Origin of the sequence: Ramlibacter sp. Leaf400 (assembly GCF_001424545.1) — a bacterium.
Classification (GTDB): domain Bacteria; phylum Pseudomonadota; class Gammaproteobacteria; order Burkholderiales; family Burkholderiaceae_C; genus Ramlibacter.
This window is the reverse complement of the sequence record NZ_LMQL01000010.1, coordinates 165242-183975: the sequence shown is the minus strand read 5'-3', so window position 1 is coordinate 183975 and position 18734 is coordinate 165242. Positions and strand designations below refer to the sequence as shown.

At 69.8% G+C, this 18734-nt stretch carries 16 protein-coding genes and 1 tRNA gene; 8 read left to right on the top strand and 9 right to left on the bottom strand.

From position 1 onward, the window contains the following. Nucleotides 1-24: 24 nt before the first annotated feature. Complete coding sequence (smc, locus tag ASG30_RS11880; RefSeq protein ID WP_055896420.1) at nucleotides 25-3540, bottom strand: chromosome segregation protein SMC; 3516 nt, start codon at nucleotides 3538-3540, stop codon at nucleotides 25-27. Between the two features lie 179 nt (nucleotides 3541-3719). On the opposite strand from smc, the gene ASG30_RS11875 reads away from it, so the two are divergent. Continuing rightward, nucleotides 3720-4628 (top strand): DUF72 domain-containing protein, encoded by a 909-nt coding sequence (locus ASG30_RS11875; protein WP_055896417.1) that lies wholly within the window; start codon nucleotides 3720-3722, stop codon nucleotides 4626-4628. Nucleotides 4629-4956: 328 nt separating this feature from the next. Here ASG30_RS11875 and ASG30_RS11865 read toward each other — a convergent pair whose 3' ends face one another. Continuing rightward, a complete protein-coding gene (locus ASG30_RS11865; protein WP_055896412.1) occupies nucleotides 4957-5334 on the bottom strand; it encodes a VOC family protein in 378 nt (125 codons plus the stop codon). A 115-nt stretch (nucleotides 5335-5449) separates the two neighbouring features. Here ASG30_RS11865 and dapC point away from each other — a divergent pair, with 115 nt between their 5' ends. From dapC to ASG30_RS11830, 7 genes are all read left to right on the top strand, one after another. Then, nucleotides 5450-6667, top strand: coding sequence for a succinyldiaminopimelate transaminase (dapC, locus tag ASG30_RS11860; RefSeq protein ID WP_055896409.1), 1218 nt, complete (start codon nucleotides 5450-5452; stop codon nucleotides 6665-6667). Continuing rightward, nucleotides 6664-7488, top strand: coding sequence for a 2,3,4,5-tetrahydropyridine-2,6-dicarboxylate N-succinyltransferase (gene dapD / locus ASG30_RS11855; protein ID WP_055896406.1), 825 nt, complete (start codon nucleotides 6664-6666; stop codon nucleotides 7486-7488). The genes dapC and dapD overlap by 4 nt, the downstream gene beginning before the upstream one ends. 138 nt (nucleotides 7489-7626) lie before the next feature. After that, the gene (locus ASG30_RS11850; RefSeq protein WP_055896404.1) at nucleotides 7627-8787 is read left to right on the top strand and encodes a PilT/PilU family type 4a pilus ATPase; all 1161 of its coding nucleotides are present in this window, start codon (nucleotides 7627-7629) and stop codon (nucleotides 8785-8787) included. Between the two features lie 91 nt (nucleotides 8788-8878). Continuing rightward, nucleotides 8879-10024 carry a succinyl-diaminopimelate desuccinylase gene (gene dapE / locus ASG30_RS11845; protein ID WP_055896401.1) on the top strand — a complete coding sequence of 382 codons (1146 nt, stop codon included), beginning with the start codon at nucleotides 8879-8881 and terminating at the stop codon, nucleotides 10022-10024. Nucleotides 10025-10121: 97 nt separating this feature from the next. Further along, entirely contained in the window at nucleotides 10122-11006 is an 885-nt protein-coding gene (prmB, locus tag ASG30_RS11840; RefSeq protein ID WP_055896392.1) for a 50S ribosomal protein L3 N(5)-glutamine methyltransferase, read from the top strand. A 60-nt stretch (nucleotides 11007-11066) separates the two neighbouring features. Continuing rightward, a complete protein-coding gene (locus ASG30_RS11835) occupies nucleotides 11067-12995 on the top strand; it encodes an ABC-F family ATP-binding cassette domain-containing protein (protein ID WP_055896390.1) in 1929 nt (642 codons plus the stop codon). A gap of 35 nt (nucleotides 12996-13030) precedes the next feature. After that, nucleotides 13031-13558: a hypothetical protein gene (locus tag ASG30_RS11830; protein ID WP_055896388.1), complete on the top strand. Its 528-nt coding sequence runs from the start codon at nucleotides 13031-13033 to the stop codon at nucleotides 13556-13558. Here ASG30_RS11830 and ASG30_RS11825 read toward each other — a convergent pair. The 7 genes from ASG30_RS11825 to ASG30_RS11795 all read right to left on the bottom strand — a co-directional run bounded on the left by ASG30_RS11825 (nucleotide 13535) and on the right by ASG30_RS11795 (nucleotide 18688). Further along, nucleotides 13535-13981, bottom strand: a complete 447-nt coding sequence (locus ASG30_RS11825; protein ID WP_156385503.1) for a hypothetical protein — start codon at nucleotides 13979-13981, stop codon at nucleotides 13535-13537. The genes ASG30_RS11830 and ASG30_RS11825 overlap by 24 nt on opposite strands. A gap of 296 nt (nucleotides 13982-14277) precedes the next feature. Continuing rightward, a tRNA-Lys gene (locus ASG30_RS11820) sits at nucleotides 14278-14353 on the bottom strand. Between the two features lie 41 nt (nucleotides 14354-14394). Then, nucleotides 14395-15189 (bottom strand): tRNA threonylcarbamoyladenosine dehydratase, encoded by a 795-nt coding sequence (locus ASG30_RS11815; RefSeq protein ID WP_055896375.1) that lies wholly within the window; start codon nucleotides 15187-15189, stop codon nucleotides 14395-14397. After that, nucleotides 15189-15968, bottom strand: a complete 780-nt coding sequence (gene ybgF, locus ASG30_RS11810) for a tol-pal system protein YbgF (protein ID WP_055896373.1) — start codon at nucleotides 15966-15968, stop codon at nucleotides 15189-15191. Before ybgF ends, ASG30_RS11815 begins: the two co-directional genes overlap by 1 nt. After that, the gene (gene pal, locus ASG30_RS11805; RefSeq protein ID WP_055896370.1) at nucleotides 15965-16504 is read right to left on the bottom strand and encodes a peptidoglycan-associated lipoprotein Pal; all 540 of its coding nucleotides are present in this window, start codon (nucleotides 16502-16504) and stop codon (nucleotides 15965-15967) included. Before pal ends, ybgF begins: the two co-directional genes overlap by 4 nt. A gap of 42 nt (nucleotides 16505-16546) precedes the next feature. Next, the gene (gene tolB / locus ASG30_RS11800; protein ID WP_055896367.1) at nucleotides 16547-17830 is read right to left on the bottom strand and encodes a Tol-Pal system beta propeller repeat protein TolB; all 1284 of its coding nucleotides are present in this window, start codon (nucleotides 17828-17830) and stop codon (nucleotides 16547-16549) included. Between the two features lie 87 nt (nucleotides 17831-17917). Further along, nucleotides 17918-18688, bottom strand: a complete 771-nt coding sequence (locus tag ASG30_RS11795) for a glycosyltransferase family 2 protein (protein WP_082522101.1) — start codon at nucleotides 18686-18688, stop codon at nucleotides 17918-17920. Nucleotides 18689-18734: the final 46 nt, after the last annotated feature.

Genomic DNA, 18734 nt, shown 5'->3' with positions numbered 1-18734 from the left:
TCCTTTCGCGCCGTTGTCCGGCCCTCATGCCGTTTCCACCATCGACACCGCCGATTCCATGTCCACCGCGACGATGCGCGAGACACCCTGCTCCTGCATGGTGACGCCGATCAGCTGCTCGGCCATCTCCATCGCGATCTTGTTGTGGCTGATGAAGAGGAACTGCGTTTCCTTGCTCATGCTGCTCACCAGCTTGGCGTAGCGCTCGGTGTTGGCGTCGTCCAGCGGCGCGTCGACCTCGTCCAGCAGGCAGAAAGGCGCCGGGTTGAGCTGGAAGATGGCGAACACCAGGGCGATGGCCGTCAGCGCCTTCTCGCCGCCGGACAGCAGGTGGATGGTCTGGTTCTTCTTGCCGGGCGGCTGCGCCATCACCTGCACGCCGGAATCCAGGATCTCCTCGCCCGTCATCACCAGCTTGGCGTTGCCGCCGCCGAACAGCTCGGGGAACATGCGCCCGAAGTGGTCGTTGACGACCTTGAAGGTGCCGGCCAGCAGCTCGCGCGTCTCGCCGTCGATCTTGCGGATGGCGTCTTCCAGCGTGGTGATGGCCTCGTTCAGGTCGGCCGACTGCGCATCCAGGAACTGCTTGCGCTCGCGCGCCGTGGACAGCTCCTCCAGCGCCGCGAGGTTGACCGCGCCCAGCGCCGCGATCTCGCGGTGCAGCCGGTCGATGTCGCCCTGCATGCCCGCCAGGCGCACGTTGCCCTCGGCGATGGACTTGCCCACGGCCTCCAGGTCGGCATTGGCGTCGGCCAGCTGCTGGCTGTACTGCTCCAGGCCCAGGCGGGCGGCCTGCTCCTTGAGCTGCAGGTCGGTGATGCGCTGGCGCAGCGGGTCCAGCTCGCGTTCGAGCTGCAGGCGGCGCTCATCGCTGGCGCGCAGCTTGGCGGTCAGGTCGTCGTACTCGCTGCGCTTGGCGCCCAGCGACGTCTCGCGCTCGGACTTGAGCTGCAGCGCGTTCTGCAGGCCGGCCTGCGCGGCCGCGTCGGTCAGTCGCGCGAGCTCGGTATGTGCGCGTTCCTCTTCCTGGGCGATGGCGCCGGCCTGCTGGCTGGCGGTCTCGATGGCGCGCTGCAGTTCGGCGCGGCGCGCCTCCAGCGACCGCTGGGAGAACTGCGCCTCCTGCGCCTGCCGCTCCAGGCTGCGCTGCTGCTCGCGGGCCTGGGCCAGCTTGCGCTCGGACTCGATCACGCGTTCGTCCAGCTGGGCGTGGCGCTCCTGGCTGTCGGCCAGCTGCATGTCCAGCTCCTCGAAGCGCCCTTCGGCGGCCACGCGGCGCTCCTGCAGCTCCTCCAGCAGCGCGTCGACCTCGGCCAGGTCGCCGGCGATCTGTTCGCTGCGGGCGCGGGTCTGCTCGGCCAGCTGCGTCAGGCGCAGGGTCTCCACCTGCAGTTCGTGGGCGCGGCTCTGGGTGTCGGCGGCCTCGCGGCGTGCGGCCACCAGGCGCTGGGAAGCGTCGCTGTACGCGGCCTCGGCCCGCACCAGCGCGAAGCGCGCCTCCTCGGTGATCAGGGCCTGAGCGCGCAGCTGCTTCTCGAGGTTCTCGATCTCCTGCTGGCGCGCGAGCAGGCCGGCGCGCTCGGAGTCCTGCGCGTAGAAGCTCACGCTGTGGGCCGTGACGCAGTGGCCGGACTTGACGTAGATCGCCTCGCCCGGCTTGAGCTTGTCGCGGGCGGACAGCGCTTCGTCGAAGCTGGCGGCGGTGTAGCAGCCGGACAACCAGTCGGCCAGCAGCGCCTTCTGGCCGGCGTCGTTCAGGCGCAGCAGGTCCGACAGGCGCGGCAGCGCGCCGGCCGCCTCGGGCACGGCGGCTGCCGGCGGCGTGTAGAAGGCCAGCTTGGCCGGCGGCGCGTCGGCGGCGAAGGCCTTGACCATCTCCAGGCGCGAGACCTCCAGCGAGGACAGGCGCTCGCGCAGCACGGATTCCAGCGCGTTCTCCCAGCCTTGCTCGATGTGGATGCGGCTCCACAGCGCCTGCAGGCCGTCCAGGCCGTGGCGGGCCAGCCAGGGCTTGAGCTTGTCGTCGGTGCGGACCTTCTCCTGCAGCGCCTTGAGCGCCTCCATGCGGGCCGACAGGTCGGCCTGCTTGTGGCCCTCGCTGTTGACGGCCTGCTGCTTCGCGCGGCGGTCCTCGTCCAGCTGCGGCACCTGCTCCTGCAGCTCGTGCAGGCGCGCATCGGCGGTCTCGGCGGTCTCCTGCGCCGCGCCCAGCTGCTGCTGGAGGTTGGCCAGGCGCGCCTCGTCGGGCGCGGCCAGCGCGTTGCGGTCGGCCACCAGGCGCTCGCGCCGCTGCGAGAGCTGGCGGCTCTGTTCCTCGATGTTGCGCTGGTCGGCCGCCAGCACCTGGATCTGCTGCTGCACCTGGGCGACGCCGGTGCGCTGCTCGGCCGACTTGCCCTGGGCCTGGCGCAGCGCCTCCTCCAGGTCGGGCAGCGCCATGGCCTGCTCCTCGACCTGGGCGGCCAGCAGCGTGGCCTTTTCCTCGGCGTCGACCGCCTGGCCGGCCAGCGTCTCGACCTCGGCGGCGGCATCGTCCTTGCGCGCAGCCCACTGGGCGGTCTGTTCCTTGAGCTGCTGCAGCCGCTGCTCCACCCGCTGGCGGCCCTCGACCACGAAGCGGATCTCCGCCTCCAGCCGGCCGACTTCGGCACTGGCCTCGTACAGCTGCCCCTGGGCCTGGTTGACCGTGTCGCCGGCCGCGTAGTGCGCCTGGCGGATGGTCTCCAGCTCGCTCTCGACGTGGCGCAGGTCGGCCAGGCGCGACTCGAGGTCGTTCACGGCCTTGTCGGCATCGGTCTTGATGCGGACCTGGTCGGTCTCGGCTTCGGCGCGCTTGAGGAACCACTGCTGGTGCTGCTTGAGCGTGACCTCGGCCTGCAGCGAGTTGTACTTCTGCGCCACCTCGGCCTGCTTTTCCAGCTTGTCGAGGTTGGCGTTGAGCTCGCGCAGGATGTCTTCCACGCGCGTGAGGTTCTCGCGCGTATCGGACAGGCGGTTCTCGGTCTCGCGCCGGCGCTCCTTGTACTTGGAGACGCCCGCCGCCTCCTCGAGGAACAGGCGCAGCTCCTCGGGCTTGGATTCGATGATCCGGCTGATGGTGCCCTGGCCGATGATGGCGTAGGCGCGCGGTCCCAGGCCGGTGCCCAGGAACACGTCCTGCACGTCGCGGCGGCGCACCGGCTGGTTGTTGATGTAGTAGCTGCTGGTGCCGTCGCGCGTGAGCACGCGCTTGACCGCGATCTCGGCGAACTGGCTCCACTGGCCGCCGGCGCGGTGGTCGGCGTTGTCGAAGATCAGTTCGACCGACGACCTCGAGGCCGGCTTGCGGGTGGTCGTGCCGTTGAAGATGACGTCCTGCATGGACTCGCCACGCAGTTCGCTCGCCTTCGACTCCCCCAGCACCCAGCGCACCGCATCCATGATGTTGGACTTGCCGCAGCCGTTGGGGCCGACCACCCCGACCAGCTGGCCGGGCAACATGAAGTTGGTGGGTTCGGCGAAGGACTTGAATCCGGAAAGCTTGATGGAGGTGAGACGCACGGCGGCAAGCCCGGTGGAGGATTCGTTCAGCGGGGGGCCGCCACGGGCGGCCCGTCGGAAAGTGGGTCGCATGATACCGTGCTGAGCCACGCCGGCCCCCCGGGGAAGGGGCCCCCGCCGCCTGAAACAGGCGGTAAGGGCCGACGCCGCAGCCCGGCTGTTTTTGCTAGACCGGGCGCATGGCGGGCAAGGTGTTCATCGGCGTCTCGGGCTGGCGTTACACGCCCTGGCGCGGCAACTTCTACCCGCGGGGCCTGGCCCAGGCCCGGGAGCTCTGGCACGCGGCCCGCCACTTCAACAGCATCGAGCTCAATGGCTCGTTCTATTCGCTGCAGCGGCCTTCCAGCTACGCGACCTGGGCCGCGCAGACGCCGCCGGGCTTCGTCTTCGCCGTCAAGGGTGGGCGGTTCATCACGCACATGCTCAAGCTGCGCAACATCGAGGCGGCGATGGGCAATTTCTTCGCTTCGGGGCTGTTCGCCCTGGGCGACAAGCTGGGGCCGATCCTGTGGCAGTTCCCGCCCCAGATGCGGCTGGACCTGGGGCTGTTCGAGCAGTTCTTCGCTTCGCTGCCCAGGACCACCGCGGCGGCGGCCAAGGTGGCGTTACGGCACGACCACCGCCTCAAGGGGCGGGAGATGGTCGAGCCGCAGCACCGGCAGCGCCTTCGCCACTGCGTGGAGGTGCGGCACGACTCCTTCGTCCAACCGGCCTTCATCGCGCTGCTGCGGCGGTTCAACGTCGCCTGGGTGGTGGCCGACACGCCCAACCCCTGGCCGCTGTACGAGGACGTGACGGCCGATTTCGTCTACATGCGGCTGCATGGTTCGACCGAGCTGTACAAGAGCCGGTATTCGCCGGAGCAGATCGCGGAGTGGGGCGCGCGGATCGATGCGTGGCGGAATGGAGGGCAGCCGGCGGATGCGCGGCTGATCTCGAAGCGCGCGCCGGCGAAGCGGGAGGCGCGGGATGTCTATTGCTACTTCGACAACACCGACAAGTTGCATGCGCCGGAGAACGCGCGGGAGTTGATGGCGGTTTTGGGGGTGCCGCTTTCACCGTTGGAGGGGAATGGCTGGGGGGCGTAGTTGTTCGGGGGGTGGCTCTGGTCGCGGCTCATTGCTGTCAGTGGCATGCGGCATGGGGTCTCCGGCGGCCCGCTGCCCCTCACCGTCATTTCGCTCGCCACGTCCGTCATTCCCGCTCTCCACGTCCCGTCATTCCCGCGAAGGCGGGAATCCAGAGCGTCCGCCTCCAGCGGACTTCGGGGAAGCACTGGATCCCCGCCTTCGCGGGGATGACGGTGGCGACAAAGGCGATGGCGGTGGCGGTGGCGGGGCGCAGAGGTTTCCTGTTGTCACCCGCACCCTGCCCCCACGCGGCAGGCACCGCCTGCCGCGTGGGCGCCCCGCCCAATCAGGCCTTGTCCTGGTGCAGGCAGAGGCAGTTGCCCTCGGTGTCGTAGAACCACGCGGCCTTCTCGGCGCCGAGATCGCAGATGTGGTTCACCGTCTTGAGCCCCGGCAGGTCGTAGTCCTCGAACTTCACGCCCGCCTTCTCCAGCTGGCCGATCTCCGACGCGAGGTCGCGCACCTCGAAGCTCATCGCCGTGTGCTCGGCCTTGGTCGGCGTGTCGCGCTGGTACAGGGCGATGGCCGCGGCGCCGCAGTGGTAGAGCGTATTGCCGTTGGGCTGGGCCTCGGGCCGCAGGCCCAGCTTGCCCTCGTAGAAGGTCCTGGCGCGCTGCATGTCGACGACGGGCAGCATGGTGGTCACGGTGCTTTCGGACAGCATGGGGGCTCCTCACGCAAAGGGACGACAAGGATAGGCGCGAGGCTCGTCCCTTTTCAAGGTGCGCAGCTCGACCGCGTGAAAGAGGCCGGCGCAGCGCATCCGATAATCGCTGCCCATGAATCCCCTCCTGGCCCGCCTTCAGCCCTACCCCTTCGAGCGGCTGCGGCAACTGTTCGCGGGCGTGACCCCGAACCCCGCTTTCCGCCCGATCAGCCTGGGCATCGGCGAGCCCAAGCACGCGACGCCGGCCTTCATCAAGCAGGCGCTGTCGCAGGCGATGGAGACGCCGGGCGCCGACCTGGCCGGCTACCCGCCCACCATCGGCACGCCGGCCCTGCGCGAGGCCTTCGCCGGCTGGCTGCAGCGCCGCTACGGCCTGGCGGTGGACCCGGCCACCCAGGTGCTGCCGGTGAACGGCTCGCGCGAGGCGCTGTTCGCCTTCGCGCAGACCGTGGTCGATCCGTCCAGGCGGCCGGTGGTGGTCTGCCCCAATCCGTTCTACCAGATCTACGAAGGCGCGACCCTGCTGGCCGGGGCCGAGCCGTACTACGCGCCGTCCGATCCGGCGCGCAACTTCGCGGTCGACTGGGACAGCGTGCCCGCCGACGTCTGGGCGCGAACGCAGCTGCTGTACGTCTGCTCCCCGGGCAACCCCACCGGCGCCGTGATGCCGATCGACGAATGGCGCAAGCTGTTCGAGCTGTCGGACCGTCACGGCTTCGTGATCGCCTCGGACGAGTGCTACAGCGAGATCTACTTCCGCGACGAGCCGCCGCTGGGCGGCATGGAGGCGGCGGCCCGGCTCGGGCGCGGCGACTTCCGCGGGCTGGTGTCTTTCATCAGCCTGTCCAAGCGCAGCAACGTGCCGGGCATGCGCAGCGGCTTCGTCGCCGGCGACGCCCAGCTGCTCAAGGCCTTCGCGCTCTACCGCACCTACCACGGCAGCGCCATGGCGCCGCCGGTGCAGGCGGCCAGCATCGCGGCCTGGGGCGACGAGCAGCACGTGGTGGACAACCGGGCCCAGTACCGCCGCAAGTTCGCGCAGGTGACGCCCGTGCTCGAGCAGGTGCTGGACGTGCGCCTGCCCGACGCCAGCTTCTACCTCTGGGCCGGCGTGCCCGGCGGGGACGACCAGGCGTTCGCCCGCGACCTGCTGGCTCAATACAATGTGACGGTCTTGCCGGGCAGCTACCTGGCCCGCGAGAGCGGCGGCCGCAACCCCGGCGCCGGCCGCGTGCGCATGGCCCTGGTGGCGCAGACCGCCGAATGCCTGGAAGCCGCGCAACGCATCGTCCAATTCCTCCAGAACACTTCCTCCTCGAACCGTCCATGACCGCACAACTTCAACAGACCATCGATGCCGCCTGGGAAAACCGCGCCAGCCTGTCCCCGAAAGGCGCGCCCAAGGACGTCAGCGAGGCGGTCGAACACGTCATCGCCGAGCTGAACCACGGCCGCCTGCGCGTCGCCACGCGCGAAGGCGTGGGCCAGTGGACCGTGCACCAGTGGATCAAGAAGGCAGTGCTGCTGTCGTTCCGCCTGAAGGACAACGAGCTGATGAAGTCGGGCGACCTGGCCTTCTTCGACAAGGTGCAGACCAAGTTCGCCCACCTCACGCCCGAGGAGATGGCGGCCACCGGCGTGCGCGTGGTGCCGCCGGCCGTGGCCCGCCGCGGCAGCTTCGTCGCCAAGGGCGCGGTGCTGATGCCCAGCTACGTCAACATCGGCGCCTACGTCGACGAAGGCACCATGGTCGACACCTGGGCCACGGTGGGCTCCTGCGCCCAGGTCGGCAAGAACGTGCACCTGTCCGGCGGCGTGGGCCTGGGCGGCGTGCTCGAGCCCCTGCAGGCCAACCCGACCATCATCGAGGACAACTGCTTCATCGGCGCCCGCTCCGAGATCGTCGAAGGCGTGATCGTCGAGGAGAACTCGGTGGTCTCCATGGGCGTGTACATCGGCCAGAGCACCCCGATCTACGACCGCGCCACCGGCGAGGTGAGCTACGGCCGCGTGCCGGCCGGCTCGGTGGTGATCTCGGGCAGCCTGCCCAAGGACGGCGGCAAGTACAGCCTGTACGCGGCCATCATCGTCAAGCGGGTCGATGCCCAGACCCGCGCCAAGACCAGCCTGAACGACCTGCTGCGGCCCTGAGGGCCCGTCCGCGCGGACCGGTGACGCCCGCAGGCTGCGCGGGGGTGACCGAATCCGCGCCCGCGCGGTCCCCTCGATTTGTCATCGGGCCGTCGAGCCGCGATGATTCGGTCATCCGGATGGAGTGAGGTGAATCAAATGAGCACGATGGAGCGCATCCTGCGCCTGATGGGCGAGAAGAAGGCGTCGGACGTCTACCTGTCCGCCAATGCGCCGGCCCTGATCAAGATCAATGGCCAGTGCGTGCCGATCAACAACCAGCTGCTGCCGGCCGACGCGCCGAAGGCGCTGCTGGCCGAGGTGCTGCCGGCCCGGCGCATGACCGAGCTGGAGGAGACCGGCGAGCTGAACATGGCGCATGCCATCGAGGGCGTGGGCAACTTCCGCTTCTCGGCGATGCGCCAGCGCGGCACCTACGCGGCCGTCATCCGCTACATCACCACCGAGATCCCGCCGCTGGAGTCGCTCAACGTGCCCATGATCCTGGGCGAGCTGATCATGGCCAAGCGCGGCCTGCTGCTGATGGTGGGCGCCACCGGCGCCGGCAAGAGCACCACGCTCGCGTCGATGATGGACTTTCGCAACGAGAAGTCGTCGGGCCACATCCTGACCATCGAGGACCCGGTCGAATTCCTGTTCAAGAACAAGAAGTCGGTGGTCAACCAGCGCGAGGTGGGCAGCGACACGCAGTCGATGCAGACCGCGCTGAAGAACGCGCTGCGCCAGGCGCCCGACGTGATCCTGATCGGCGAGATCCGCGACCGCGAGACCATGTCGGCCGCCATCGCCTACGCGCAGTCGGGCCACCTGTGCCTGGCCACCATGCACGCCAACAACAGCTACCAGGCGCTCAACCGCATCCTGTCGTTCTACCCCGTCGAGGTGCGTCCCACCATGCTGGGCGACCTGGCGGCGGCGCTCAAGGGCGTCGTCTCGCAGCGGCTGCTGCGCACCGTGCACGGCGGCCGCACGCCGGCGGTGGAGGTGATGCTCAACACCAAGCTGGTGTCCGAGCTGATCGAGAAGGGCGATTTCTCCGGCGTGAAGGAGGCGATGGAGAAGTCCATGGCCGAAGGCTCGCAGACCTTCGAGCAGGCCATCGCCAAGCTGATCGTCGACGGCGTGGTGGACAAGAAGGAAGGCATCGCCAACGCCGACTCGCCCACCAACCTGCAATGGCGCCTGCAGAACGACTTCGGCCCCGGCGCCGGTGCGGCCCGGGCGGAGGAAGGCGCAAGCGAGGAAGACCTGGCCGACGAGCCCTCGTTCACCGAGATCACGCTGGACGTGAAGCATTGATGTTCGTTCCGTCATCCCCGCGAAGGCGGGGATCCAGGCGGCGCGCAGCAGAATGCGGGGGCACTGGTCCCGCCTTCGCGGGAATGACTGCATGAAGACCCTTCACCTTACCGAACAGTTGATCTCCCGCCGCTCCGTCACGCCCGAGGACGGCGGGTGCCAGCAGGTGCTGCGCGACCGGCTGCGGCCGCTGGGCTTCGACTGCGAAACCATCGAGAGCGGCCCGCAGGACTTCCGCGTGATCAACCTCTGGGCCAGGCGGAACTCCTCGAAGCCCGGCGCGCCCACGCTGGTCTTCGCCGGCCACACCGACGTGGTGCCCACCGGCCCGCTGGACCAATGGAGCAGCGACCCCTTCGTGCCGGCGCACCGCGACGGCAAGCTCTATGGGCGCGGCGCCGCGGACATGAAGACGTCGATCGCGGCCTTCGTGGTGGCGGTCGAAGAATTCCTCGCGGCCCGCCCCGATCCGGCCCTGTCCATCGCCCTGCTCATCACCAGCGACGAGGAAGGCCCCGCCGTCGACGGCACGGTGGTCGTGTGCGAGCAGCTCAAGGCGCGCGGCGAAAAGCTGGACTTCTGCATCGTCGGCGAGCCCAGCTCGGTCACGCGGCTGGGCGACATGATCAAGAACGGCCGCCGCGGCAGCCTCTCGGGCAAGCTCGCGGTGCTGGGCGTGCAGGGCCACATCGCCTATCCGCAGCTGGCGCGCAACCCGATCCACCAGGCCATGCCGGCGCTGGCCGAGCTGGCCGGCATCGAGTGGGACCGCGGCAACGAGTTCTTCCCCCCCACCAGCTTCCAGGTGAGCAACATCCACGGCGGCACCGGCGCCACCAACGTGATCCCGGGCCAGGTGGTGGTGGACTTCAACTTCCGCTACTCCACCGAATCCACGCCCGACGCGCTCCGGCAGCGGGTGCACGAGGTGCTGGAACGCCACGGCCTGGAGTACCGGCTGGACTGGACGCTGGGCGGCCTGCCCTTCCTCACCCGCCCCGGCCGGCTGGTCGACGCGGCGAGCCGCGCCATCCACGAGGTGGTGGGCGTGGAAACCCAGCTGTCGACCACCGGCGGCACCAGCGACGGCCGCTTCATCTCGCAGATCTGCCCGCAGGTGGTGGAGCTTGGGCCGGTGAACGCGACGATCCACAAGATCGACGAGCACGTGGCGGTAGCGGACATCGAGCCGCTGAAGGACATCTACCGTCGGACGCTGGAGTTGCTCGCCACCTGATCGTCGTCCCCGCGAAGGCGGGGACCCAGGGGGCGCACGGCAGAATGCGGACGCACTGGATTCCCGCCTCCGCGGGAATGACGAAATCTTGCGCTCCATGACCACCCTGATCGAACTCATCGAGCACTCCGCCGCCCGCCTGGACCAGGCCGGCGTCGCCTTCGGCCACGGCACGGCCAACGCCTTCGACGAAGCCGCCTGGCTCGCGCTCTGGAAGCTGGGCCTGCCGCTCGACGACCTCGACGGCCATGCCGACGACGACCTCGCGCCGGACCAGGTCCGCGGCGTCGAAGCCCTGGTCGAGCAACGCATCGCCACCCGCAAGCCCGCCGCCTACCTGACCGGCGAGGCCTGGCTGCAGGGCGTGCCCTTCCACGTGGACGAGCGCGCCATCGTGCCGCGCAGCTTCATCGCCGAGCTGCTGGCCGACGGCACCCTGGACCCCTGGCTGGGCGAACATACCCGCCGCGTGCTGGACCTGTGCACCGGCAACGGCAGCCTGGCCGTGCTCGCGGCCATGGCCTACCCGGACGTCACGGTCGACGGCGCCGACCTCTCGGCCGAGGCGCTGGAAGTGGCCCGCCTCAACGTCGAGCGCCATGGCCTGCAGGAGCGAATCCGCCTGCTGCGCTCGGACGGCCTGCAATCCGTCGAAGGGTCCTACGACCTCATCCTCTGCAACCCGCCCTACGTCAACAGCACCAGCATGGCCGAGCTGCCACCCGAGTACCGCGCCGAGCCCGAGCTGGCCCTGGCGGGCGGCGCGGACGGCATGGACTTCGTCCGAGCCCTCCTGCAAGTCGCGCCGGCCCGCATGTCGCCCCAGGCCGTGCTGGTGCTGGAGATCGGCAACGAACGCCCGAATTTCGAGCGCGCCTTCCCGCGCCTGGAAGCCGTGTGGCTGGACACCAGCGCCGGCGCCGACCAGGTGCTGCTGCTGACGCGCGAGGCCCTGGTGCGACAATCGCCCTCCTCCCCCTGATCTGCGCGCGGGCAACGCAAGCCGTCGCCGCGCCTGCCTCCCCAAGATTTCCGTTTTCCAATGATCACGCTGCGCAACCTGACCCTGCGCCGCGGCGCCAAGGTGCTGCTGGACAAGGTGTCGGCCACCCTCAACCCCGGCGAGAAAGTCGGCCTCGTCGGCCGCAACGGCGCCGGCAAATCCAGCCTTTTCGCCCTCTTCAACGGCAGCCTGCACGAGGACGCCGGCGAGTTCTCGGTCCCCGCCCACTGGCGCCTCTCGCAGGTGGCCCAGCACATGCCGGAGACCGGCGAGAGCGCCACCGACTTCGTGCTGGGCGGCGACACCCGCCTGATGACGCTGCGCGAGGAGCTCGCGCAGGCCGAAAACTCCGAGGACGGCATGCGCATCGCCCACGCGCATTCGGACCTGGCCGATGCCGGCGAGCACGACGCCATGCCGCGCGCGCAGGCCCTGATCCTGGGCCTTGGATTCAAGGTCGCGGAGCTGCACCTGCCGGTCAACAGCTTCTCGGGCGGCTGGCGGATGAGGCTGCAGCTGGCGCGCGCGCTGATGTGCCCGTCCGACCTGCTGCTGCTGGACGAGCCCACCAACCACCTGGACCTGGACGCGCTGGTCTGGCTGGAGGCCTGGCTGCAGCGCTACCCCGGCACCATGGTGGTGATCAGCCACGACCGCGAGTTTCTCGACGCGGTGACGAACGTGACGCTGCACATCGAGCAGAACAAGCTCACCCGCTACGGCGGCAACTACAGCGCCTTCGAGACGCAGCGCGCCCAGCAGCTGGAACAGCAGCAGTCCGCCTTCGGCCGCCAGCAGGAGCGCATCGCGCACCTGCAGAAGTTCATCGACCGCTTCAAGGCCAAGGCCTCCAAGGCCAAGCAGGCGCAAAGCCGCGTCAAGGCACTGGAGCGGATGGAGAAGATCGCCCCGGTGCTGGCCGAGGCCGAGTTCAGCTTCGAGTTCAAGGAGCCGGCCAACCTGCCCAACCCGATGCTGGTGGTCTCCGATGCGGAGCTGGGCTACGGCGAGAAGACGGTGCTGCGCGGCGTCAGCCGCTCGGTGCTGGCCGGCCAGCGCATCGGCATCCTGGGCGCCAACGGCCAGGGCAAGTCCACCCTGGTCAAGACCATCGCGCGCGAGATCCCGGCGCTCGCCGGCGACATCACCGAGGGCAAGGGCCTGCACATCGGCTACTTCGCCCAGCAGGAGCTGGACGTGCTTTCCTCCGACAGCAACCCGCTGGAGCACATGATCCGGCTGGCGCGCGACGTGGGCCCGCAGGGGCGCGAGCAGGAGCTGCGCAACTTCCTGGGCAGCTTCAACTTCTCCGGCGACATGGTGGCGCAGGCCGTGGGCACCATGAGCGGCGGCGAGAAGGCGCGGCTGGTGCTGGCCATGATCGTGTGGCAGCGCCCCAACCTGCTGCTGCTGGACGAGCCCACCAACCACCTGGACCTGGCCACCCGCGAGGCACTGTCGGTCGCGCTCAACGAGTTCGAGGGCACGGTGCTGCTGGTCAGCCACGACCGCGCGCTGCTGCGGTCGGTGTGCGACGAGTTCTGGCTGGTTGGCCGCGGGCGGGTCGGCCCCTTCGACGGCGACCTGGACGACTACCAGCGCTACCTGCTGGAGGAAGCGCGCCGGCTGCGCGAGGCGGCGCGGCTGGAATCGGCTGCGGCGGCAATTGCGGCCGCGCCGGTGGCCGCGCCCGAACCCGAGCAACGTCGGCCGGACCCCGCGGCGCAAAAGCAGGCCGCGGCCCGCGCGCGCCAGCTGAAGAAGGACCTCGCGCAGGCCGAACAGCAGATGGCGCGCCTGCAGGCCGAGAAGGAAGCCCTGGAGCAGCGGCTCGCGACGGGCCTGCCGCCGGCCGAGATCGCAGATGCGGGCCGCCAGCTGAAGGTCCTCACGCAGGACTTGGCCTCGGTGGAGGAGCGCTGGCTGGCGCTCTCCGGCGAGATCGAGACGATCGACGCTTCCGCCTGACCCGCGCGCAGCGCGGCTGCCGCAGAATGGGTGGCATGCCTACCGCGTTGCAACTGGCCGCCGGGGACCCTGCCCTGCTCGCGCGGGTGAAGCTCTGCCGGCGGCTGCTCAACCGGCGCGCCCTGGTCGGCGCGGCCGCCAGCGCCGTGCCGGTCCCGGGAGTGGACTGGGCCGTGGATGCGGCCCTGCTCAGCCGGCTGCTGCCGGAGATCAACTCGCAGTTCGGGCTGACCCCGGAACAGCTCGACCGGCTGCCCCACCACCAGCGCGACCAGGTGCAGAAGGCGGTCTCGGTGGTCGGCTCGCTGGTGATCGGCAAGGTGGTCACGCGCGACCTGGTGATCCGCGTGGCGCGCGCCGTGGGCCTGCGCATGACCGGCAAGCAGGCGGCGCGCTACGTGCCCTTCGCGGGCCAGGCCGTGGCGGCCCTGATGGGGTATGCGGCCCTGCGTTACCTCGGCGAGGAGCACATCAAGGACTGCGTGCGGGTGGTGCAGGAAGCGCGCCTGGCCCTGCCGCCGCCGCCGCCCGCGCCGCTCTCAATGGTTGAGCGACTGAGCTGAGAGCTCGCGCAGCACCTGCTCGTTGTCCAGCAGGCGGGCGACCAGCAGGGAGCCCTGGCGCAGCCAGCGCGAGTCGCGCTCGGTGCTGGCCACGTCGGTCACGGTGCTGACGCAGCAGAGCTTGCCCAGCACGCGGCCATCGCGCAGCACGACGGCGCACTCGAGCAGCGGGCGGCCCTCCACGTGGTGCGCCCCATCCATGGTGGCCAGCGCGGCCGCCGGGCCGTGACCGTGGCCCAGCGTCTCAACCACGCGGAAGCGGCGCGTGCCTTCGGTGTACTGCCCGACAAACACAACATCCATCCCGTGCTCGCGCAGCATTCCGAGGACCACGCGGATGGCCTCCTCCTGGCCAGGAACGGCAGCGGAGGCGAGAGAGCGGGCGGCAGTGGCTGAGGTGAGCATGGCGGTTTGGAGCGACATGGGAATCCTACCCATGCGACTTTCGGCCTGTGTGCCGTCGCGTAACAGCGTTGCCGCGCGTCGCAACAATATGGTTGAGCCGCGGCATCCGCGCCACGCCTTGGGGCGCCGAGGGTTCTGCTCATCGCGTGGGCAGGCGATGCGCCAGGCCAATGGATGAGCCTGGTTACTTCTGGGACACTCGTCCGGCAAGTTCGCAACGGGGGTTACGACAGCGAGCGGTCGGTTGACAGTCGCTTCGATCCCGAAACGAAAAAGGCCTGCCGCATCATCTGCGGCAGGCCTCGTCGTGTGGGTGGTAGGACGTGCGTGACTCGAACACGCGACCAACGGATTAAAAGTCCGCTGCTCTACCAACTGAGCTAACGTCCCACGCTCTCTGCCGCGAATGTTGTTCGCAGCAAAGCCCGCGATTATAGCCGGACTGCGGACGAGTTCCGGCGCACCAGCGTGTCGAGCACCCAACCGGCCGCGCATTGCCCGAAAGTCGCGGTGACCGCGACCACCGAGCCATAGCCGCTGCAGTTGAGCGAGCCGTCGCCTTCGATGGCGCACGAGGCATCGGGCGGCGCCACGGCCTCGCGGCTGAACACGCAGGCCACGCCGATACGCTTGCCTTCGCGCGGCGCGCCGTGGAACTTGCGCAGGCGGTAGCGCACCTGGGCCAGAAGAGGGTCGTGCGTGGTGCGCGAGAGGTCGTCGATGTCGACCTTGTGCGCCTGCCGCTTGCCCCCGGCGGCGCCGCAGGCGATGAAGGGCGTGCCTTCGCGCATCGCCCACGCCGCCATGGCCACTTTCGCCCGGGCTTCGTCGCAGGCGTCGATGACCGCGTCCACGCCGCGCGGCAGCAGCGCCGGCCAGTTGTCGGGCTCGGCGAATTCCTCCACGCAGTGCACCTGGCAGCCGGGATGGATCTGCGCGATGCGCTCGCGCATGGCCTGCACCTTGGCCTGGCCAACGGTGGCGTCCAGCGCATGTACCTGGCGGTTGATGTTGGATTCGGCCACGTGGTCGAGGTCGACCAGCACCAGCGAGCCGATGCCGCTGCGGGCCAGCGCCTCGGCGGCCCAGGAGCCCACGCCGCCGATGCCGACCACGGCCACGCAGGCCTGGCGCAGCGCGGCCGCGCCGGGAACGCCGTACAGCCGCTCGAGGCCCGAGAAGCGTCGCTCCAGGTCCGGGGCGGGGGCGTCCAGCGCGTGCTGCATCAGCGCAGGCGCGCGAGCCGCTCTTTCGCGGCGACCGCCGCTTCCGACTGCGGGTAGGCCTTGACCAGGTCTTCCAGCGTCCGCTTGGCCGCGGCGTTTTCCTTCAGCTCGATCTGGCAGTTGGCGATGGAGAGCACCGCCTCGGGCGCGCGCGTGTGATCCGGAGCGGCCTGGATCAGCGAGCGGAAGTTGCCCAGCGCGCCGCGGTAGTCGCGGTTGGCGTACTGCGCATTGCCCAGCCAGAACAGGGCCGACGGCCGGTAGCCGCTCTGCGGGTAGCGCCGCAGGAATTCTGCGAAGGCCGACTGCGCCGCCGGGAAGTCGGGCCGGCGGAACACCGCCAGCGCCGCGTCGAAGTCGCGCTGCTCGGTCGGGTCGGCCACGAACTCGCGGCCGTCGACGCTGACCTTGATCGGCTCGATCTTGCGCAGGCGCTCCTCGACCGCCACGGCCACGTCCTTCTGCCGGCGCTGGAGCTCCGACACCTCGCGCGCCAGCTGCTCGTCCTGCCCGCGCAGGCGGGCGATCTCGCCCCGCAGCGCGTCGAGCTGGGTGTTCAGCTCCAGCAGGCTGCGGCGCAGCTGGGCGTTCTCCTCGGTGGCGCGCTGCAGGTCCTGCTGCACGCGCTCGTCGAACTGCCGCTGCACCTCGATGCGCTGGCGCAGCTCGAGAATGGCCTTGCGGGCCTCGTCGTCGGAGAAGAACTGGGCCTGGCCGGCCAGCGGCGACAGCAGAGCCGCCGCGGCCAGGGCGCGCGCGAGGGTGGCGACGCGAATCATCGGTAGGAGATCTCGACCCGGCGGTTCTGCGACCAGGCGGATTCGTCGCTGCCGTTGGCGGCGGGCTTTTCCTTGCCGAAGCTCACCGCCTCCAGCTGGCCGTCGCCCACGCCCAGCAGGCCGAGCGCGCGGCGCACGGCTTCGGCGCGGCGCTGGCCCAGGGCCAGGTTGTACTCGCGGCCGCCGCGCTCGTCGGTGTGGCCCTCGAGTGCCACGCGCCGCTGGCCGTTGGTGCGCAGGAAGCGCGCATGCGCCTCGATGATCGGCTGCGCCTCGGGCTTGATCACGTAGCTGTCGTAGTCGAAGAACACCAGGCGCGACACGTTGGTCGGGCCGGCGATGCTGCTGGTGGCGGGATTGGCGTCCACCGGGGCCACCCGGCTCTGGGTGGCGCCGCCGGTCGAACCGCCGGGGCCGCCTGGGGCGACGGCGGTGGCGCTCTTGTCTTCCACCGGCACGTCATTGAGCTTGACGCCGGAGCTGCAGCCGGCCAGCGTTGCGGCGACCAGCAGGCTCGTCAGGATGCGTCGGGTCATATTGGAAATCCTCCTACTTCGAAAAACGAAAACTCAAAAAAATCAGCGCTGATAAGGACCCCAGTCGGGCTCGCGGATGTCTCCGCCCTGCCCGGCCAGACGCGCCTTGATCTTGCCATCCAGCGTGGTGGTCATCAGCGATTCCCGTCCCCCCTGCCGCGTGGCGTACACGATCAGGCGGCCGTTGGGCGCGAAGCTCGGACTCTCGTCGGCCGTCGTGTCGGTGATCGCCACCGCGGTGCCCGAGGGCAGCTCCATCACGTGGAGTTTGAAATTGCCCTGGACGCGGGATATGTAAGCGAGCCAGCGGCCATCCGGGCTGACTGAGGGGGAAATGTTGTAACCCCCCGTAAAGGTGACTCGCTCGGGAGTGCCGCCCGAAGCGGGCATCCGGTAGATCTGCGGCGCGCCGCCGCGGTCGCTGACGAAGTAGATGCTGCGGCCGTCGGGCGAGTACACCGGCTCGGTGTCGATGCCGGACGACTGCGTGATTCGGCGCGGCTCGCCGCCGGCGGCATCCATCACGAACAGTTGCGAGCCGCCCTCGCGGCTCAGGGTGACGGCCAGCGAGCGGCCGTCGGGCGCCCAGGCCGGTGCGCTGTTGGACCCTCGGAAGTTGGCCAGCAGGCGACGGCGGCCGGAGGCCACTTCGTGCACGTAGACCACGGGCTTGCGCGACTCGAACGACACGTAGGCGAGCTGGCTGCCGCTGGCCGACCAGGCCGGCGAGATGATCGGCTCGGGGCTGGCCAGCGCGGACTGCGCGTTCTCGCCGTCGGCATCGGCCACCCAGAGATTGTGGCGGCTGCCCTCGCGCGTGACGTAGGCGATGCGGGTGGAGAACACGCCCTTCTCGCCGGTGAGCTTCTCGTAGATGAAGTCGGCGACGCGGTGGGCCGCCAGCCGCAGGTCGCCCACGGTGACAGCGTAGCTCTGGCCGCCCAGGTCCTGGCCGCGCACCACGTCCCAGAGACGGAAGCGCACGTCGTAGCGGCCGTCGGCCAGGCGCGTGACGCTGCCGGCCGCGAGCGAATCGGCGCCAGCCGCCCGCCAGGGCGCGACGTCGGGCCGCGAAGCCTCGTCCATCACCACGATGCCGGGCGGGGCGACGGCGCGGAACTGGCCGCTGCGTTCCAGGTCGGCGCGCAGGATGGCCGAGATCTTCTGGGGCGCCGCTTCCTCGCCTCGGAAAGGCAGGATAGCGATGGGCAGCTGCGTCAGGCCGACGCCGGTGACCTCGACCCGGAACTGGGCCCAGGCGGGCACGGCGGCCGCGCCGAGAAGACCAATCAGGTGGCGCCGACGCCAGGGTGCGGAAAAAGTCATGGGGCTTAGTGTCTCCATGGAGCGGATCGGTTCAGTCATGTCGTGAGGTTTTTTGCACCCCCACGGCGAAGTGCGCATTCTTGCGCATCAGCGCGGCGGTGGGACCGGCGGCGAGCGTTGCAGCAGCCACAGTTTCAGATAGCGGTAATAGGTGCCTTCGGCGACAGACACCGCGAGCACGAATCCGAGCGACCCGTCCAGGAAGCCGCGGCGCAGCACGTAGGTGCGGAAGAACGCCCACAGGCCGTGCCCCAGCGCCTTGGCCAGCGAGCCGCGCTTGCCGCGCCGCTGCAGGTCGCGCGCACCGGCCGTGGAATAGCGATCGAGCTTGTCCAGCGACGACTCGAGGTCGCGCATGCTCTCGTGCAGCAGTTCGCCCGCCAGGCGCCCCACGGGGCCGTCGACCATCACTCGCTCGTGCACCAGGTCGTTGCTGAAGCGGCCGGCCTCGCGCCGGAAGAGGCGCACCACCCAATCGGGCGACCAACCCGAATGGTGCATGTACTGGCCGCAGAAACTGGAGCGCCGGTTGACGGCGAACGCGAGGTGCCCCGCGGGCGAGGCGATCGCCTGTTCGATGCGCTGGCGCAGCTGCGGCGTGATCCGCTCGTCGGCATCGATCGAGAGCACCCAGTCGCCGGTGGCCAGGGCCAGGGCGCGGTTCTTCTGCACGCCGAACCCCTGCCAGTCGGCCGCGACGCTCACCTTCGCGCCGGCCGCCCGCGCCAGGTCCACGGTGTCGTCCGTGCTGCCCGAATCCAGCACGATCACCTCGTCGGCGAAGGCCGCCGCGCGAACGCATTCGGCGATGTTGCGGGACTCGTTGCGGGCGATGAGGATGACGGAAAGCGTGGGCATCGAAGGCGAAAGGAAGAGCATGCCCCGCAGGCATAATCCCCTCCTT

Coding starts and splice junctions, on each gene's coding strand:
- ASG30_RS11825 (WP_156385503.1), bottom strand. CDS start 13,981: ATGTCGCTCCAAACCGCCATGCTCACCTCAGCCACTGCCGCCCGCTCT.
- ASG30_RS11865 (WP_055896412.1), bottom strand. CDS start 5,334: ATGCTGTCCGAAAGCACCGTGACCACCATGCTGCCCGTCGTCGACATG.
- ASG30_RS11795 (WP_082522101.1), bottom strand. CDS start 18,688: ATGCCCACGCTTTCCGTCATCCTCATCGCCCGCAACGAGTCCCGCAAC.
- tolB (WP_055896367.1), bottom strand. CDS start 17,830: ATGACTTTTTCCGCACCCTGGCGTCGGCGCCACCTGATTGGTCTTCTC.
- prmB (WP_055896392.1), top strand. CDS start 10,122: ATGACCACCCTGATCGAACTCATCGAGCACTCCGCCGCCCGCCTGGAC.
- dapD (WP_055896406.1), top strand. CDS start 6,664: ATGACCGCACAACTTCAACAGACCATCGATGCCGCCTGGGAAAACCGC.
- dapC (WP_055896409.1), top strand. CDS start 5,450: ATGAATCCCCTCCTGGCCCGCCTTCAGCCCTACCCCTTCGAGCGGCTG.
- ASG30_RS11830 (WP_055896388.1), top strand. CDS start 13,031: ATGCCTACCGCGTTGCAACTGGCCGCCGGGGACCCTGCCCTGCTCGCG.
- ASG30_RS11875 (WP_055896417.1), top strand. CDS start 3,720: ATGGCGGGCAAGGTGTTCATCGGCGTCTCGGGCTGGCGTTACACGCCC.
- pal (WP_055896370.1), bottom strand. CDS start 16,504: ATGACCCGACGCATCCTGACGAGCCTGCTGGTCGCCGCAACGCTGGCC.
- ASG30_RS11815 (WP_055896375.1), bottom strand. CDS start 15,189: ATGCAGCACGCGCTGGACGCCCCCGCCCCGGACCTGGAGCGACGCTTC.
- dapE (WP_055896401.1), top strand. CDS start 8,879: ATGAAGACCCTTCACCTTACCGAACAGTTGATCTCCCGCCGCTCCGTC.
- ASG30_RS11850 (WP_055896404.1), top strand. CDS start 7,627: ATGAGCACGATGGAGCGCATCCTGCGCCTGATGGGCGAGAAGAAGGCG.
- ybgF (WP_055896373.1), bottom strand. CDS start 15,968: ATGATTCGCGTCGCCACCCTCGCGCGCGCCCTGGCCGCGGCGGCTCTG.
- ASG30_RS11835 (WP_055896390.1), top strand. CDS start 11,067: ATGATCACGCTGCGCAACCTGACCCTGCGCCGCGGCGCCAAGGTGCTG.